Here is a 17,545-nt window from a genome sequence, read left to right on the forward strand (position 1 = left end):
GCGCCCCCAGCACCTGGCAAGCCCCAGTCCCCGGGGCCCCGTACCATTGGGTGAGGCCGTGGCATGTACCGCCCGGCAGGCCCGAGTGACAAGGACGTACGCGAGGGCCGACCTCACACCCTCCGGGAGTACGCCTCATATGGCCACGCGCCACGACATCCGCAACGTCGCCATCGTCGCCCACGTCGACCACGGCAAGACCACCATCGTCGACGGCATGCTGAAGCAGGCCGGCGCCTTCGCCGCGCACCAGCTCGAAGGCGTCGACGACCGCATGATGGACTCGAACGACCTGGAGCGTGAGAAGGGCATCACGATCCTGGCCAAGAACACCGCGGTGAAGTACCACCCCAAGGCCGGCGGCGACCCGATCACGATCAACATCATCGACACCCCCGGCCACGCCGACTTCGGTGGCGAGGTCGAGCGCGGTCTGTCGATGGTGGACGGCGTCGTCCTGCTCGTGGACGCCTCCGAGGGCCCGCTGCCGCAGACCCGCTTCGTACTGCGCAAGGCGCTCAGCCAGCGGCTGCCCATCATCCTGTGCATCAACAAGACGGACCGTCCGGACGCCCGGATCGACGAGGTCGTCAACGAGACGTACGACCTCTTCCTCGACCTGGACGCCGACGAGGAGCAGATCGAGTTCCCGATCGTCTACGCGTGCGGCAGGGACGGCGTCGCCTCCCTCACCAAGCCCGAGGACGGCACGGTTCCGTCCGACTCCACCACGCTGGAGCCGTTCTTCTCCACGATCCTGGACTACATCCCGGCTCCGACCTACGACGAGGACGCCCCGCTCCAGGCGCACGTGACCAACCTGGACGCGGACAACTTCCTCGGCCGTATCGCCCTGCTGCGCGTCCACCAGGGCGAGCTGAAGAAGGGCCAGACGGTCGCCTGGATGAAGCGCGACGGCACCGTCAGCAACGTCCGTATCTCCGAGCTGATGATGACCGAGGCGCTCACCCGCAAGCCGGCCGAGAAGGCCGGCCCCGGTGACATCTGCGCCGTCGCCGGCATCCCGGAGATCATGATCGGCGAGACCCTGGCCGACCAGGAGAACCCGGTCCCGCTGCCGCTGATCACGGTGGACGAGCCCGCGATCTCCATGACCATCGGCACCAACACCTCGCCGCTGGTCGGCCGCGGCGCCACCGGCAAGGGCGCGGACAACAAGGCGGTCGTCAAGGACCGCAAAGTCACCGCCCGCCAGGTCAAGGACCGTCTGGACCGCGAGCTGATCGGCAACGTCTCGCTGCGCGTCCTGGACACCGAGCGTCCGGACGCCTGGGAGGTGCAGGGCCGCGGTGAGCTGGCGCTGGCCATCCTGGTCGAGCAGATGCGCCGCGAGGGCTTCGAGCTGACGATCGGCAAGCCGCAGGTCGTCACCAAGGACGTCGAGGGCAAGACGTACGAGCCCGTCGAGCGCATGACGATCGACGTGCCCGAGGAGCACATGGGCGCGGTCACGCAGCTCATGGGCGTGCGCAAGGGCCGGATGGACAACATGTCCAACCACGGCTCCGGCTGGGTCCGCATGGAGTTCGTGGTCCCCTCCCGCGGTCTGATCGGCTTCCGTACCGAGTTCCTGACCCAGACGCGCGGCACCGGCATCGCCCACTCCATCCACGAGGGCCACGAGCCCTGGTTCGGCACCCTCACGACCCGTAACAACGGCTCGCTGGTCGCCGACCGCTCCGGTGCCGTCACCGCGTTCGCGATGACGAACCTCCAGGAGCGTGGCGTGCTCTTCACGGACCCCGGCACCGAGGTGTACGAGGGCATGATCGTCGGCGAGAACTCCCGCGCCGACGACATGGACGTGAACATCACCAAGGAGAAGAAGCTCACCAACATGCGGTCGTCCTCGGCCGACTCGTTCGAGGCGATCGTCCCGCCGCGCAAGCTCTCGCTGGAGCAGTCGCTGGAGTTCTGCCGCGACGACGAGTGCGTCGAGGTGACCCCGGAGGCCGTGCGCATCCGCAAGGTGAACCTGGACGCCCGCGAGCGCGCCCGCGCCGCGAGCCGCGCCAAGCACGGCTGATCCCCGCTCCCCGACGGCACCGGACACCACGTCTGACGTGGTGTCCGGTGCCGTTTCGCATGGGCCGCCGCGGGCTCCGGGCGACGTAGGGTAAACCCTCGATTTCGGGACGAGACGCCGCTGTGCGGGCCGCGTCGCACTAACCTGCGCGGAAACCGGAGCGCCGACGGGTCGGTTTCCCCGGCTCCGTGGCCGGCGTCGCCGAGCGGGAGACAGAGCTGCGAGCCAGCCTGCACCGCCCGCACGTTACGCGCAATCACATTTCGTCACCGAGGCGTCCGTTATACGGATAGTGACCTCCGCTAGATGTGTAACAAGTCCGTTTCGCTGTGATCTCTCACCAAACCCTTTGTCCGGATTTTGGAAGATCTGGCCTCTATCTGTGATCGAACCGAGACCTCTAGGGTGTGGTTCGTTCCCCGGAGGATGGCAGATAGTTAGCCACATAAAGCTCGGATGAACGGGTCACGCCCTGACGGTGCGGACTCGCGAGCGCGGGGGCACTTGGCGAATCTCCGGTCACCACGCGTGGCCGGGATGTGTCGTGTGCTCCTCTTTGCGGTGAACCAGCGGATTCATGAGGAGGAACCCATGCGAGGTGCCACAAGCGCCATATGGGTCGCGTCGTCCCCGATGGCGGGTGTAGGCCCCGCGGGTGCGTTCAGTGCCGTCACGGTGCTTGCGGCAGCGGCCAGGCGTCGCGAACTTCCTTGACGACGCGTGCCGTCGGCCGGTGGGCACCGGCCGCGAGCCAGGGTTCTCCAGGGGTGATGTCGCCCCTCCGTCGTTGTTCCCCTCGCGCGCTGCGCAAGACGTACGTCGTGCGAAGGCCGTCGGACGGACGTGAGTCCCGACGACCTCCAACCTGTGAAATGGACGAATCATGACGAGTCCAATCGAGATTGAGGGTGCTGAAGCCTCTTCCGTCTTGGACAAAGAGAGCGCGCCGCAGGGTGCCGCCCCAGAAGCCAAGGAGCCGGAGGGGCGCAAGCCCGGGCAGTTGATGTGGGCGCGGTTCAAGCGCGACCGGGCCGGTGTGGTCTCTGCCTTCGTCGTCCTGTTCTTCTTCGTGATCGCGGCGGCGGCGCCGCTGATCTCGAAGGTGTACGGCAAGGACCCGTACACGCTGTACGGGCAGGAGAACCCCGACCTCCTGGACATGTTCACCATGCCGGCCGCGCCGTTCGGCGGTATCAGCGGCGACTTCTGGTTCGGCATCGAACCGGGCCTGGGCCGTGACGTGTTCACCCAGCTGCTGTACGGGATGCGCAACTCGATGGCCACTGCGCTGGCCGCGACCATCATCATGACGGTGCTGGGTGTCCTGATCGGCCTCGCCGGCGGCTACTTCGGCGGGAGGATCGACTACTGGCTCGGCCGGATCACCGACTTCTTCATGGCCCTGCCCAGCCAGCTGTTCTTCGTCGCCGCGATGCCCGTCATCACCACGGTGTTCGTCGCCCCGGACAAGGAGACGCCCACCTACGTGCGCGCGGCAGCGATCATCATCGTGCTGTCCTTCCTGGGGTGGATGAGCATGGCCCGGATCGTCCGGGGTGCCACGATGTCCCTGCGCGACCGGGAGTTCATCGACGCGGCACGCATCTCCGGGGCCTCGCCCTGGCGCATCCTCCGCAAGGAGCTGCTGCCCAACATCGTCACCCCGACGCTGGTACAGGCGACGCTCACACTGCCGAGCACCATCCTCAGTATCGCGTTCCTCTCGTTCGTGGGCGTGGGATACGTCGAGCCCACGCCGGACTGGGGGCGGATGTTCTCCATCGGCGCCGGCATCGTCGAGCAGGATCCGTACTACATGCTCTTCCCCGGAGTGGCCATGGTGGTCTTCATTGTGGCCTTCAACCTCCTCGGTGACTCGGTGCGGGACGCCTTCGATCCCAAGACGAACCGCTGAGACTCCAGGGAACTCCCCCACATGCTCGCCGGCCGGTCCGGTGCCGCTCAGCCCGGTCCCGGCCACGTACCAGCAGTGCTCACTACTCACAGGCAGGTGGATTCGTCCCTATGAGCATCTTCCGTAACCGCACCGCCACGGCCGCCATAGTCGCGGTCGCAGCAGGCGCCCTGACCCTCACCGCCTGCGGTGGTGGCGGCAGCGACAGCTCCTCCAAGGACAACAGCAAGAAGAAGGAGGACGCCAAGTCGCAGTCGAAGCCGGTCCAGATCGGTGACGCCAAGGCGTCGGCCGGTCCGGCCCCCGAGGTCCCGGGAGCCAAGCCGGGCGGTACGGTCACCGTGTACCAGGAGGCGGACTTCTCCCACCTGGACCCGGGCCAGATCTACGTCTCGGACGGCAAGCTGCTCAGCCGCCTCATCTTCCGCGGTCTGACCCAGTACGACGAGGACGAGAACGGCAACCTGACGGTCGTGGGCGACCTCGCCACCGACGCGGGCAAGCCGTCCGACGGCGGCAAGACCTGGACGTACACCCTCAAGGACAACCTCAAGGACGAGAACGGGAACCCGATCAACGCGGCGGACATCCGCAACACGGTCGAGCGCCTGTACTCCAACTACATCACCGACGGCCCGACGTACCTGCAGCAGTGGCTGTCCGGCGAGGGCACCACCTACCGTGACGCGTACGCCGGCCCGGACAAGGGCAAGCACCTGCCCGACACCGTCCTGGAGACGCCGGACGACAAGACGGTCGTCTTCCACTTCAAGGACGCGCGGCCCGACGTCCCGCAGATGCTGACCATGCCCGGTTACAGCGTCGTCCCGGAGGAGACGGACACCAAGGCGAAGTACGACTCGGACCCGGTCGCCGTGGGTCCGTACAAGATCGCGGACTTCAAGCCGGGCAAGTCCATGCAGCTGGTCAAGAACACCCAGTGGGACGCGAAGTCCGACTCGGTGCGCCACCAGTACGTCGATGGTTTCAACATCTCGATGAACCACGACGACGAGGACCAGACCAAGACCCTCCTCGCCGACCAGGGCGAGGCCAAGAACGCCATGATGTTCACGGGCCAGGTCGCCACCACGCAGCTCCAGAAGGTGGTGGGCGACAAGGAGGCCATGAAGAACCGCACGATCCAGGGCTACGCGCCCTACGTGTGGCAGCTCAACTTCAACATGGACCGCATCAAGGACAAGAAGCTCCGTGACGCCATCACCCTGGCGCTGCCCTCCGACTCGGTCTTCAAGGCCGACGGTGGTGCCTACGGTGGTGAGGTCGCCAACTCGCTGATGTCGCCCACGACCCCGGGCTACGACGAGAGCTTCGACCCGTTCAACCGTCACAAGAAGCCCAACGGTGACATCGAGGCCGCCAAGAAGCTGATCAAGGAAGGCGGCTTCGAGGGCAAGAGCCTCGTCTACGCCTACGGCAACACGCCGACCCGCCAGAAGCAGGCCGTCCTGATCGCCGACGCGCTGGAGAAGATCGGTCTCGACATCCAGAAGAAGGAGATCGACTCCGCCACCTGGTACGAGCAGGTCGGCAAGGTCAAGAACGGCTACGACCTGTACATGACCGGCTGGGGCCAGGACTGGCCGTCCGCCTCCACGGTCATCCCGCCGTCGTACGACGGCACGCAGATCCAGGACGGCGCGGCGAACTACGCGCACATCAACGACGAGCACGTCAACTCGGAGATCCAGCGCATCGAGACGATCGCCGACACGGCCGAGGCCACCAAGGCGTGGGCCGAGCTGAACGAGTACATCTCCAAGGAAGTCAACCCGGCCGCCCCGATCTACTACACCAAGGTCTTCCAGATCTTCGGTTCGAACATCGGTGGCATCCGCTACAGCTCCGACTCGAGCTACGTGGACGTGACCCGGATCTTCCTCAAGAAGTAGTCCGCTCGGTCGGGAATCCGGTGGTGGGCGCGCGGCGGAGCGCCCACCACCGGGCCCGGACCCCCTCGAGACCTCCCATCCGACTGCCGCAGTCCTGAGAGCAGCTGTCTGCCATGCTTCAATTCCTCATTCGCCGGTCCTTCGGCGCGGCGCTGATCCTGCTGTTGATCAGTGCGTTCACGTTCTTCATGTTCTTCGCGATCCCGCAGGACCCGGCCATGCTGGCCTGTGGCAAGAACTGCACTCCGGACGCGCTGGCGATCATTCACGAGAACATGGGCCTCGACAAGCCGGTCACCGTCCAGTACTGGAACTTCCTGATCGGCATCTTCACGGGCCGTGACTTCGCCGTCGGACACTGCCCCGCCCCGTGCTTCGGTGTCTCCTTCGCGAACGACCAGAACGTCTGGGACACGATCCTCGACCGCTTCCCGCTGACCATCTCCCTGACCCTCGGCAGCCTGCTGGTCTTCCTCTTCCTCGGTCTCGGCGCCGGCATGCTGGCCGCCAAGAACCGCGGTACCTGGATCGACAAGGTCTTCAGCTCCGGGTCGCTCGTCGTCAGCTCCCTGCAGATCTACTTCCTCGGCCCGCTCGTGCTGCTCCTGTTCGTCTACAGCACCGGCTGGCTGGACAAGCCGAAGTACGTGCCGTTCTCCGAGGACCTCGGCGGCTGGTTCATGGGCCTGTTGATCCCATGGCTCGTCATGGCGACCATCTTCACCGCCAACTACACCCGTATGAGCCGCTCGTCGATGATCGAGCAGCTCCAGGAAGAACACGTCAAGGCGGCCCGCGCCAAGGGCATGTCGGGCAACTACACCTTCTTCCGTTACGCCTGGCGGGGCTCCCTCGTCCCCATCGTCACCATCCTCGGCATCGACCTGTCGGCGCTCATGGGCGGTGGCATGGTGACCGAGATGACGTTCGGTCTGGCCGGAGTCGGCCGGCTCGCGCTGGACTCCGTCACCAACAAGGACCTGCCGATGCTGATGGGCGTCATGCTCGTCAGTGCCGCTCTCATCATCGTCTTCAACCTGATCGTGGACGCCCTGTACGCCGTCATCGACCCGCGCGTGCGCCTGTCCTAGGAGAACCACCGTGACCACTCAGACCAAGCCCGAAGAGGCCCCGGCCGCCGCCGCGGGGGACGCGTTTCTCTCGGTGCGCGACCTCAAGGTCCACTTCTCCACCGAGGGCGGCGTCGTCAAGGCGGTGGACGGGCTCTCCTTCGACCTGGAGCGTGGCAAGACCCTCGGCATCGTGGGCGAGTCCGGCTCCGGCAAGTCGGTGACCAACCTGGCCGTCCTCGGCATGCACGACCGGCGCAAGACCGCCGTCGAGGGATCGATCACGCTGGACGGCCAGGAGCTGACCGACGCCGACGAGAAGCAGCTGGAGAAGCTGCGCGGCAAGAAGATGGCAATGATCTTCCAGGACGCGCTGACCGCGCTGTCGCCGTACTACACGGTCGGACGGCAGATCGGTGAGCCGTTCACCAAGCACACCGGGGCGTCCAAGAAGGACGCCCGGGAGCGTGCCATCGACCTGCTGGAGAAGGTCGGCATTCCGCACCCGCAGCAGCGGGTCGACGACTACCCGCACCAGTTCTCCGGCGGTATGCGTCAGCGCGCCATGATCGCCATGGCCCTCTCGTGCAACCCGGACCTGCTCATCGCCGACGAGCCGACCACGGCGCTCGACGTGACCGTGCAGGCGCAGATCCTCGACCTGCTCAAGGACCTCCAGCAGGAGTTCGGCTCGGCGATCATCATGATCACCCATGACCTGGGCGTGGTCGGCAACATGGCCGACGACATCCTGGTCATGTACGCCGGCCGGGCAGTCGAGCGCGGCACGGTGCGCGAGGTGCTCAAGTCGCCGCAGCACCCGTACACCTGGGGTCTGCTGGGGTCGATGCCGAGTCTCGCCTCGGACGTCGACGAGCCGCTGATGCCGATCCCGGGATCGCCGCCCTCGCTGCTCAACCCGCCCTCGGGTTGCGCGTTCCACCCGCGATGCGGCTTCACCGACCTGGTCTCCGGCGGCCGTTGCCCGGGTGAGCGTCCGTCGCTTCCCCAGGGGCGCGCGGCCGCCTGTCACCTGACGGCGGACCAGCGGCAGCAGGTGTTCATCGAGAAGATTCAGCCCCGGCTGGGCTGAGCGGAAACCGGCGACTGGGGCATCACCATGAGCGACAACAGCAAGAAGACCACGGCGGTCGCCGACTCCTTCCCGCAGCAGCGGGACGGCGACAGCACACCGCTCCTCAAGGTCAGCGGTCTGGCGAAGCACTTCCCGATCAAGGGCGGCTTCCCGATCAAACGGACCGTCGGTCACGTCAAGGCCGTCGACGGCGTCGACTTCGAGGTCCACCCGGGGGAGAGCCTCGGTCTCGTCGGCGAGTCCGGCTGCGGAAAGTCGACGACCGGCCGACTGCTGACCCGCCTGTACGAGCCCACCCAGGGCACCATCGAGTACCAGGGCAAGGACATCACGCGCGCCAACCGGCGACAGCTGGCGCCGATCCGGTCCGAGATCCAGATGATCTTCCAGGACCCGTACGCGTCGCTGAACCCCCGGCAGACCGTGGGCACCATCATCTCGGGCCCGATGGAGATCAACGGGATCAACCCGCCCGGAGGCCGTGAGAAGCGCGTCCGCGAGCTCCTGGAGATCGTCGGTCTCAATCCGGAGCACTACAACCGCTTCCCGCACGAGTTCTCCGGCGGTCAGCGTCAGCGCATCGGCGTCGCGCGGGCCGTCGCCCTGGAGCCGAAGCTGATCGTCGCCGACGAGCCGGTCTCGGCCCTCGACGTGTCGATCCAGGCCCAGGTGGTGAACCTGCTGCAGAAGGTGCAGCGGGAAATGGGCATCGCCTTCGTCTTCATCGCCCACGACCTGGCGATCGTGCGGCACTTCTCGCAGCGCGTCGCGGTGATGTACCTGGGCAAGGTCGTGGAGATCGCGGACCGCGACTCGCTCTACAACCGCCCCCGTCACCCGTACACGCACGCCCTGCTGTCGGCCGTGCCGGACGCGGACCTCGACGCCGTGAAGAAGGAGCGGATCCGGCTCCAGGGCGATGTCCCCTCGCCGATCTCTCCGCCGTCCGGCTGCCGGTTCCGTACCCGGTGCTGGAAGGCTCAGGACAAGTGCGCGACCGAGGAGCCGCCCCTGGTGAAGCTCTCCGGCAACCGTGACGGCCACCTGACGGCCTGCCACTTCCCGGAGGACCCCACGACGGAGGCCAGGGACCAGGACATCGTCATGGACCCGGGCCTGAAGGCGCTGGAGGACGACGCCGACGGCGGCGCGGCGGTCACCAAGAGCTGACGCCGGCGGAAGTGGGCCGCCCCGGCGGGAGAGCGGGGGCGGGAGGAGACTCCCGCTCCCGCTCTCGGCATGTGGGACGGCCGCCGGCGGTCCCCGCCGCCGCTCCGTCTGTACGGCGGCATCACTGGCGCCCGCCGCCGCTCCGTCTGCGCGGCACCCGCCGGCGCCCTCCCCACTCGCCCGCCGACACCCGTCCGGAGGACACCCGCGACCCGTACGGACCGGGTGAATGTGCGCCCGACGGCTCTCCCTTTGAAGCTGGCCGGTAACGGACCAGCGGACGAGGCAGGCACAGGGAGGCACTCCATGCGCGGAGCCAGGCACGCCAAATGGGCCGCATGCGCGGTGGCGGCAGCCCTCGCGGCGACCGCCTGCGGAGGCGGGGGAGGCAGCGGCGGAGACACGAGCGCGGTCCTCAGCTCGTCCTGGGGCGACCCGCAGAACCCGCTGGAGCCTGCGAACACCAACGAGGTCCAGGGCGGCAAGGTCCTCGACATGATCTTCCGGGGGCTGAAGAAGTACGACCCCGAGACCGGCGAGGCGCAGAACATGCTCGCCGAGAAGATCGAGACCTCCGACTCGCAGAACTTCACGATCACCGTCAAGGACGGCTGGACCTTCAGCAACGGCGAGAAGGTCACCGCCCAGTCCTTCGTGGACGCCTGGAACCACGGCGCGAGCCTGAAGAACAACCAGCGCAACGCCTACTTCTTCGCCTACATCGACGGTTACGACAAGACGCACCCGGAGAGCGGCGAACAGAGCGCCGACACGCTCTCCGGACTGAAGGTGACCGGCCCCCGCACCTTCACCGTCAAGCTCAGCCAGAAGTTCTCGACCTTCCCCGACACCCTCGGCTACCCGGCCTTCGCGCCCCTGCCCCGCGCCTTCTTCGACGACCACGACGCCTGGCTGAAGAAGCCGGTCGGCAACGGCCCGTACCTGGTGGACAACTACGCCCGCGGCTCCCAGATGTCCCTGCGCAAGTGGGAGGAGTACCCGGGGCCGGACAAGGCGCAGAACGGCGGCGTCGACCTCAAGGTCTACACGGACAACAACACGGCCTACACCGACCTGATGGCCGGCAACCTCGACCTCGTCGACGACGTCCCCGCTGCCCAGCTCAAGAACGTGAAGAACGACCTCGGCGACCGGTACATCAACACCCCGGCCGGCATCATCCAGACGCTCGCGTTCCCCTTCTACGACAACGACTGGAGCAAGCCCGGGTCCGAGAAGGTCCGCAAGGGCCTGTCCATGGCGATCGACCGCAAGCAGATCACGGACACGATCTTCCAGCAGACCCGCACCCCGGCCACCGACTGGACCTCACCCGTCCTCGGCGAGGACGGCGGCTACAAGGCGGGCCTGTGCGGCGAGGCCTGCGAGTTCAAGCCCGACGAGGCGAAGAAGCTGATCAGCGAGGGCGGCGGACTGCCCGGCGGCCAGGTCAAGATCACGTACAACGCCGACACCGGCTCCCACGGGCAGTGGGTCGACGCGGTCTGCAACTCCATCAACAACGCCCTGGACAACGACCGCGCCTGTGCCGGCAACCCGGTCGGCACCTTCGCCGACTTCCGCAGCCAGATCACCGACCGGAAGATGAGCGGCCCCTTCCGCGCCGGCTGGCAGATGGACTACCCCCTCATCCAGAACTTCCTCCAGCCGCTCTACTACACCAACGCCTCCTCCAATGACGGCAAGTGGTCCAACGAAAGGTTCGACGACCTCGTCGACCGGGCCAACGCCGAGACCGACACCGCGAAGGCCATCGGCCTCTTCCAGCAGGCCGAGGAGGTCCTGCGGGACGAGATGGGGGCCATCCCGCTCTGGTACCAGAACGGCAGCGCGGGCTACTCGGACCGGCTGTCCAACGTGGAGCTCAACCCGTTCAGCGTCCCGGTCTACAACGAGATCAAGGTCGGCTGAGGGGGCGCCATGGGACGCTACGTCGTCCGGCGGCTGCTCCAGATGATCCCGGTGTTCATCGGGGCCACGCTGCTGATCTTCCTGATGGTCAACGTGATGGGCGACCCCGTCGCGGGACTCTGCGGCGACCGGGAGTGCGACCCGGCGACCGCCGCCCAGCTCCGGCACGAGTTCGGCCTCGACCAGCCCGTGTGGCAGCAGTACGTGACCTACATGGGCAACGTCTTCACCGGCGACTTCGGCACCGCCTTCAACGGCCAGCCGGTCACCGAGCTGATGGGCACGGCGTTCCCGGTCACCATCAGGCTCACGCTCATCGCCATCCTCTTCGAGATCGTCGTCGGCATCGTCCTCGGCGTCGTCACCGGCCTGCGCCGCGGCCGGCCCGTCGACACCGGGGTACTGCTGCTCACGCTCGTCGTCATCTCCGTCCCCACCTTCGTCACCGGCCTCATCCTCCAGCTCCTGCTCGGCGTCAAGTGGGGCTGGATCGACCCGGCCGTCTCCTCCGAGGCCCTCTTCGGCGAGCTGATCGTCCCGGGCCTGGTCCTCGCCTCGGTCTCCCTGGCGTACGTCACCCGGCTCACCCGTACGTCCATCGCGGAGAACCGGCGCTCCGACTACGTCCGTACCGCCATCGCCAAGGGCCTGCCCCGCCACCGGGTCATCACCCGGCACCTGCTGCGCAACTCCCTGATCCCCGTCGTCACCTTCATCGGCACCGACATCGGCGCCCTGATGGGCGGCGCCATCGTCACCGAGCGGATCTTCAACATCCACGGCGTCGGCTACCAGCTCTACCAGGGCATCCTCCGGCAGAACACGCAGACCGTCGTCGGCTTCGTCACCGTGCTGGTCCTCGTCTTCCTCGTCGCGAACCTCCTCGTCGACCTCCTGTACGCCGTACTCGACCCGAGGATCCGCTATGTCTGAGCCGCAGCAGCCGTACGAGCCCGAGCGCGCCGTCGCCGGCACCGGCATGGGCGGGCAGATGGACCTCGGCGCGAGCGAGGCGGTGACGCTGGAGAAGACACCGAGTGGCCCTGGCGGCCCGGGAGGCCCGGACGGCGGGCCCGGCTCCCAGGACAGGCCCCGCAGCCTCTGGTCCGACGCCTGGCACGACCTGCGCCGCAACCCGGTCTTCCTCATCTCCGCCCTGGTGATCCTCTTCCTGGTCGTCATCTCGCTCTGGCCGTCCCTGATCGCCTCCGGCAGCCCCCTCAAGTGCGACCTCGCCAGGGCCCAGGAGGGCTCCCAGTCCGGCCACCCCTTCGGCTTCAACGGGCAGGGCTGCGACGTCTACACCCGCACCGTCTACGGCGCCCGTACGTCGGTGGCGGTCGGCGTCCTCGCCACGCTCGGGGTCGCCGTCCTCGGCAGCGTCCTCGGCGGCCTCGCCGGCTTCTTCGGCGGCGCGGGGGACGCCGTCCTCTCCCGCATCACCGACGTCTTCTTCGCGATCCCGGTCGTCCTCGGCGGCCTGGTCCTGCTCTCCGTCATCACCAGCAACACCGTGTGGCCGGTGATCGGCTTCATCGTGCTGCTCGGCTGGCCGCAGATCTCCCGCATCGCCCGCGGCTCCGTCATCACCGCCAAGCAGAACGACTACGTCCAGGCGGCCCGTGCCCTGGGCGCCTCCAACTCCCGCCTCCTGCTGCGCCACATCGCCCCCAACGCCGTCGCCCCCGTCATCGTCGTGGCGACCATCGCGCTCGGCACCTACATCTCCCTGGAGGCGACCCTGTCCTTCCTCGGCGTCGGCCTCAAGCCGCCCAGCGTCTCCTGGGGCATCGACATCTCCGCCGCCGCCCCCTACGTCCGCAACGCCCCGCACGCCCTGCTCTGGCCCTCCGGAGCCCTCGCCGTCACCGTCCTCGCGTTCATCATGCTCGGCGACGCGGTGCGCGACGCCCTCGACCCGAAGCTGAGGTGAGCCGCCGCATGCTGCTGGAAGTGCGCGACCTGCACGTGGAGTTCCGCACCCGGGACGGCGTCGCCAAGGCCGTCAACGGCGTCAGCTACGCGGTCGACGCGGGCGAGACCCTGGCCGTCCTCGGCGAGTCCGGCTCCGGCAAGTCCGTCACCGCCCAGACGGTCATGGGCATCCTCGACGTGCCCCCGGGCCGGATCACCGCGGGCGAGGTGCTCTTCGAGGGCCGGGACCTGCTGAAACTGAAGGAGGAGCAACGCCGGAAGGTCCGCGGCGCCGAGATGGCGATGATCTTCCAGGACGCGCTGTCGTCGTTGAACCCCGTCCTGACCGTCGGCGCCCAGCTCGCCGAGATGTTCACCGTGCACCGCGGCATGTCGCGCAAGGACGCCCACGCCAAGGCCGTCGAGCTGATGGACCGCGTCCGCATCCCGGCCGCGAAGGAGCGGGTGCGGCAGTACCCGCACCAGTTCTCCGGTGGCATGCGCCAACGCATCATGATCGCGATGGCCATGGCCCTGGAGCCCAAGCTGATCATCGCCGACGAACCGACCACCGCCCTCGACGTCACCGTCCAGGCCCAGGTCATGGACCTCCTCGCGGAACTCCAGCGCGAGCTGCGCATGGGCCTGATCCTCATCACCCACGACCTGGGCGTGGTCGCCGACGTCGCCGACAGGATCGCCGTCATGTACGCGGGCCGGATCGTGGAGACGGCACCGGTCCACGACATCTACAAGGCACCCGCCCACCCCTACACCCGCGGCCTGCTGGAGTCGATCCCACGCCTGGACCAGAAGGGCCAGGAGCTCTACGCCATCAAGGGCCTGCCGCCCAGCCTCACCCGCATCCCGCCCGGCTGCGCCTTCCACCCCCGCTGCCCGATGGCCCAGGACGTCTGCCGCACCGACGTACCACCCCTCTACGACGTGACGGAGTCCGACGCCGAGCGGGGCAGCGCATGCCACTTCTGGAGGGAGTGCCTGCATGGCTGAGGCGACCGATCCGATCCTTGAGGTCCGCGGGCTGGTCAAGCACTACCCGCTGACCTCCGGCATCCTCTTCAAGAAGCAGGTCGGCGCCGTGAGGGCCGTCGACGGCGTGGACTTCGCGCTGGCCCGCGGCGAGACGCTGGGCATCGTCGGCGAGTCCGGCTGCGGCAAGTCCACCGTCGCGAAGATGCTGGTCAACCTGGAACGGCCGACGGCGGGGGAGATCCGCTACAAGGGCGAGGACATCACCAAGCTGTCGGGCAAGGCCCTCAAGGCGGTCCGCCGCAACATCCAGATGGTCTTCCAGGACCCGTACACCTCCCTCAACCCCCGCATGACCGTGGGCGACATCATCGGGGAGGCGTACGACATCCACCCGGAGGTGGCCCCGAAGGCCGACCGGCGGGGGCGGGTCCAGCACCTGCTGGACGTGGTCGGCCTGAACCCCGAGTACATCAACCGCTACCCGCACCAGTTCTCCGGCGGCCAGCGCCAGCGCATCGGCATCGCCCGCGGCCTCGCCCTGCGCCCGGAGATCATCGTCGCCGACGAACCGGTCTCGGCCCTCGACGTGTCCGTCCAGGCCCAGGTGATCAACCTGATGGCCCGGCTCCAGGACGAGTTCGACCTCTCCTACATCTTCATCGCCCACGACCTGTCCATCGTCCGGCACATCTCGGACCGGGTCGGCGTGATGTACCTCGGCCGCATCGTGGAGACCGGCCGCGACGCCGAGATCTACGACCATCCGACGCACCCCTACACCCAGGCGCTGCTGTCCGCGGTGCCCGTACCCGACCCGGAGGCCCGGGAGCACCGCGAGCGGATCATCCTGGCCGGTGACGTCCCGTCGCCGACCAACATCCCCTCCGGCTGCCGCTTCCGCACCCGCTGCTGGAAGGCGCGGGAGCGCTGCGCCCTGGAGGTGCCCGCCCTCGCCGTGCCCGCCGAGTTCCGCTCGGTCTCCGGCCCGGCGGCCCACGACTCGGCGTGCCACTTCGCGGAGACCCTGCCACTGAGGCGCTCCGCGCCGGGGCAGGTGGTGCCGCCGGAGGAGCACGTCCCCGACGCGCCCGGCCCGCACGGCGCACACCGGGAGGACAGCGAGGCCGGCGAGGCCGGCGAGGGCACGGGCGGACACGGCGGCGGGCCGGGGTGACATGGCGCTCCCCGGCCCGCTTACGGCACCCGCACGGCCGTACGCCACTCAGTGTGGCGCGTCCGTATATCGGTGCCGATTCGCCGAAGTTGCCCGCGTGTTAAGGCGGTCGGCGCATCCGTGCGGCGCCGGCGCTACGCCAGCGACCGCTTGAGGAAGTCGACCTGGAGCAGCAGCAGGTTCTCGGCGACCGACTCCTGCGGGGTCATGTGCGTGACGCCGGACAGCGGCAGCACCTCGTGCGGGCGGCCTGCGGCCAGCAGGGCCGAGGACAGCCGCAGGGAGTGGGCGACCACCACGTTGTCGTCGGCCAGCCCGTGGATGATCATCATGGGGCGGTGCGGCTCGGCGGCGTCGACGAGGCCCGCGTCGTCGATCACCGAGTTGCGGCGGTAGACCTCCGGCTGCTCGTCGGGGTGACCGACGTACCGTTCCTGGTAGTGGGTGTCGTAGAGGCGCAGGTCGGTGACCGGGGCGCCCACGACGGCGGCGTGGAAGACGTCCGGACGGCGCACGGCGGCCAGCGCCGCCAGGTAACCGCCGAAGGACCAGCCGCGGATGGCGACGCGGTTCAGGTCGAGCGGGAAGTCGGCGGCGAGGGCGTGGAGCGCGTCCACCTGGTCCTGGAGGACGACCGCGGCCACGTCGTCCTTGATGGCCTTCTCCCAGGCGGGGGACCGTCCAGGGGTGCCCCGCCCGTCGGCGACGATCACCGCGAATCCCTGGTCGGCGAACCACTGAGAGGTGAGGTGGGCGTTGTGCGCGGCCACCACACGCTGACCGTGCGGGCCACCGTACGGGTCCAGGAGGACGGGGAGGGGGGTGTCACCGTGGTAGTCCCTTGGCATAAGCACGGCGCACGGGACACGGCGTGCGCCCCCCTGGGTCAGGGTCACGCGCGGGGACAAACCGGGGTCTTCGGCGTAGGAGGCGACCGTCGCCGTCGGCTTCCCGTCCCGCAGAACCTCTGCCCGGGCCCCCGGCCGGCCGAGGGTGGCGGAGACCAGAACGGTCACCCCTCCGGCGCGCACCGCCGAGTGCACGCCGGGCTCCTGCGAGACGCGCTCCACGCCGAGTTCGTTCACCCGGTACACGTGCACTTCGCCCGTCTCCGGCTCGGCCGCCTCCTCACCGGCCGACGCGGAAACGAGCACGTCGTCGCCGGAGACGTCCAGTACCGCCCGCAGGTGCAACTGGGCTCCGGTGAGCGGTCGTTCACCGACCGCCAGCACCCGCGCCCCACCCTCGTCGGCGATCCGCACGAGCTGTCCGGAGGGGCTCCAGCAGGGGAGGCCGGGGAAAAGTTCCAGCCAAATTGGATCTTCGTCGGCGTGCACCATCCGGGTCGTCCCGGACTCGGTGTCCACGGCGAGGAACAGCTGACTGCGCTGGTCGCGCGCCTGCACGAGAAGGAGCGGAGCACCCGCCGCTGACCAGTGCACTCGCGCCAGATACGGATACCGCGCCCGGTCCCAGAGAACCTCCGTGCGCCCCCCGTCCAGTCCGATCGCGAACAGCCGGACGTCCGCGTTGGCGGTGCCCGCCGCCGGGTACGGGATGTGTTGTGGATCACGCTCGGGGTGGGCCGGGTCGGAGATCCACCACCGCTTGACCGGCGTGTCGTCCACGCGCGCCACCAGCAGCCGGTCCGATCGCGGTCCCCACCAGAAGCCCCGGCTGCGGCCCATCTCCTCGGCGGCGATGAACTCGGCGAGCCCGTAGGTGACGCCCTCGGCGTCCGCCTCGGCCAGCGCCCTGTCCCCGTCCCCCTCGGCGCCCACGACCCGCAGGGCGCCCTGGGCGACGTAGGCGATGTGCCGCCCGTCGGGGGAGGGCCTCGGGTCGATCACGGGCCCGGGGGTGGGCAGTTCGCGCGCGGTCCCGGCCCGCAGTTCGGCCGCGAAGAGCCGTCCCGACAGCGCGAAGGAGGCCAGTTCGACAGCCGCGTCGGTGGCGTAGCCGACGATGCCGGCGCCGCCCTCGCGGCTGCGCTCACGCCGTGCCCGTTCCTCGGGTGACAGGTGCTCCTCGGCGCCGCCCAGGAGGGCGCGCGGATCGGCGGCGACGCGCTCGCCGCCCTCCTCGACATCGAGGACCCACAGGCGGTTGGCACGGTCGGTACCGGTACCGGAGCGTAGGAAGGCGACCCGTGAACCATCGGGCGCCACAGTGAACGAACGCGGCGCGCCGAGCGTGAACCGCTGGGTGCGGGCGTGCCGTTTGGGGAAGGAGTCGGACTCGGTCGTCATGCCCTGACCATATTGGCCATGCGCCCCCTTGTGCGGCCGTGCGCCGAGAGATGCGCGCGCACGGATAGTTAT

General features: G+C 68.5%; 12 protein-coding genes. 11 read left to right on the forward strand and 1 reads right to left on the reverse strand.

The features are described from left to right. Positions 1–139: 139 nt before the first annotated feature. From typA to ACH4NX_RS11935, 11 genes are all read left to right on the forward strand, one after another. Complete coding sequence (gene typA / locus ACH4NX_RS11885; RefSeq protein WP_351396439.1) at positions 140–2,047, forward strand: translational GTPase TypA; 1,908 nt, start codon at positions 140–142, stop codon at positions 2,045–2,047. An 883-nt stretch (positions 2,048–2,930) separates the two neighbouring features. Further along, a complete protein-coding gene (locus ACH4NX_RS11890) occupies positions 2,931–3,962 on the forward strand; it encodes an ABC transporter permease (protein ID WP_351396442.1) in 1,032 nt (343 codons plus the stop codon). A 110-nt stretch (positions 3,963–4,072) separates the two neighbouring features. Further along, positions 4,073–5,875, forward strand: coding sequence for an ABC transporter substrate-binding protein (locus tag ACH4NX_RS11895; protein ID WP_398127851.1), 1,803 nt, complete (start codon positions 4,073–4,075; stop codon positions 5,873–5,875). Between the two features lie 113 nt (positions 5,876–5,988). Then, positions 5,989–6,966 carry an ABC transporter permease gene (locus tag ACH4NX_RS11900; RefSeq protein WP_351396448.1) on the forward strand — a complete coding sequence of 326 codons (978 nt, stop codon included), beginning with the start codon at positions 5,989–5,991 and terminating at the stop codon, positions 6,964–6,966. A gap of 10 nt (positions 6,967–6,976) precedes the next feature. Continuing rightward, a complete protein-coding gene (locus ACH4NX_RS11905) occupies positions 6,977–8,038 on the forward strand; it encodes an ABC transporter ATP-binding protein (RefSeq protein ID WP_398127850.1) in 1,062 nt (353 codons plus the stop codon). Positions 8,039–8,065: 27 nt separating this feature from the next. Beyond that, complete coding sequence (locus ACH4NX_RS11910; protein WP_351396454.1) at positions 8,066–9,211, forward strand: dipeptide ABC transporter ATP-binding protein; 1,146 nt, start codon at positions 8,066–8,068, stop codon at positions 9,209–9,211. A 306-nt stretch (positions 9,212–9,517) separates the two neighbouring features. Then, positions 9,518–11,143 carry an ABC transporter substrate-binding protein gene (locus tag ACH4NX_RS11915; protein ID WP_398127849.1) on the forward strand — a complete coding sequence of 542 codons (1,626 nt, stop codon included), beginning with the start codon at positions 9,518–9,520 and terminating at the stop codon, positions 11,141–11,143. A 9-nt stretch (positions 11,144–11,152) separates the two neighbouring features. After that, positions 11,153–12,076, forward strand: coding sequence for an ABC transporter permease (locus ACH4NX_RS11920; protein WP_351396460.1), 924 nt, complete (start codon positions 11,153–11,155; stop codon positions 12,074–12,076). Further along, the gene (locus ACH4NX_RS11925) at positions 12,069–13,076 is read left to right on the forward strand and encodes an ABC transporter permease (protein WP_351396463.1); all 1,008 of its coding nucleotides are present in this window, start codon (positions 12,069–12,071) and stop codon (positions 13,074–13,076) included. Before ACH4NX_RS11920 ends, ACH4NX_RS11925 begins: the two co-directional genes overlap by 8 nt. A gap of 8 nt (positions 13,077–13,084) precedes the next feature. Next, entirely contained in the window at positions 13,085–14,068 is a 984-nt protein-coding gene (locus ACH4NX_RS11930) for an ABC transporter ATP-binding protein (RefSeq protein WP_351396466.1), read from the forward strand. Further along, a complete protein-coding gene (locus tag ACH4NX_RS11935) occupies positions 14,061–15,224 on the forward strand; it encodes a dipeptide ABC transporter ATP-binding protein (RefSeq protein WP_351396468.1) in 1,164 nt (387 codons plus the stop codon). The genes ACH4NX_RS11930 and ACH4NX_RS11935 overlap by 8 nt, the downstream gene beginning before the upstream one ends. A 134-nt stretch (positions 15,225–15,358) precedes the next feature. Here the strand turns inward: ACH4NX_RS11935 and ACH4NX_RS11940 are convergent, their stop codons facing one another. After that, positions 15,359–17,473, reverse strand: coding sequence for a prolyl oligopeptidase family serine peptidase (locus ACH4NX_RS11940; protein ID WP_351396470.1), 2,115 nt, complete (start codon positions 17,471–17,473; stop codon positions 15,359–15,361). Between the last annotated feature and the right edge of the window lie 72 nt (positions 17,474–17,545).

Origin of the sequence: Streptomyces sp. NPDC017225 (assembly GCF_044331465.1) — a bacterium.
Taxonomy (GTDB): domain Bacteria; phylum Actinomycetota; class Actinomycetes; order Streptomycetales; family Streptomycetaceae; genus Streptomyces.

Coding starts and splice junctions, on each gene's coding strand:
- typA (WP_351396439.1), top strand. CDS start 140: ATGGCCACGCGCCACGACATCCGCAACGTCGCCATCGTCGCCCACGTC.
- ACH4NX_RS11890 (WP_351396442.1), top strand. CDS start 2,931: ATGACGAGTCCAATCGAGATTGAGGGTGCTGAAGCCTCTTCCGTCTTG.
- ACH4NX_RS11895 (WP_398127851.1), top strand. CDS start 4,073: ATGAGCATCTTCCGTAACCGCACCGCCACGGCCGCCATAGTCGCGGTC.
- ACH4NX_RS11900 (WP_351396448.1), top strand. CDS start 5,989: ATGCTTCAATTCCTCATTCGCCGGTCCTTCGGCGCGGCGCTGATCCTG.
- ACH4NX_RS11910 (WP_351396454.1), top strand. CDS start 8,066: ATGAGCGACAACAGCAAGAAGACCACGGCGGTCGCCGACTCCTTCCCG.
- ACH4NX_RS11915 (WP_398127849.1), top strand. CDS start 9,518: ATGCGCGGAGCCAGGCACGCCAAATGGGCCGCATGCGCGGTGGCGGCA.
- ACH4NX_RS11920 (WP_351396460.1), top strand. CDS start 11,153: ATGGGACGCTACGTCGTCCGGCGGCTGCTCCAGATGATCCCGGTGTTC.
- ACH4NX_RS11925 (WP_351396463.1), top strand. CDS start 12,069: ATGTCTGAGCCGCAGCAGCCGTACGAGCCCGAGCGCGCCGTCGCCGGC.
- ACH4NX_RS11930 (WP_351396466.1), top strand. CDS start 13,085: ATGCTGCTGGAAGTGCGCGACCTGCACGTGGAGTTCCGCACCCGGGAC.
- ACH4NX_RS11935 (WP_351396468.1), top strand. CDS start 14,061: ATGGCTGAGGCGACCGATCCGATCCTTGAGGTCCGCGGGCTGGTCAAG.
- ACH4NX_RS11940 (WP_351396470.1), bottom strand. CDS start 17,473: ATGACGACCGAGTCCGACTCCTTCCCCAAACGGCACGCCCGCACCCAG.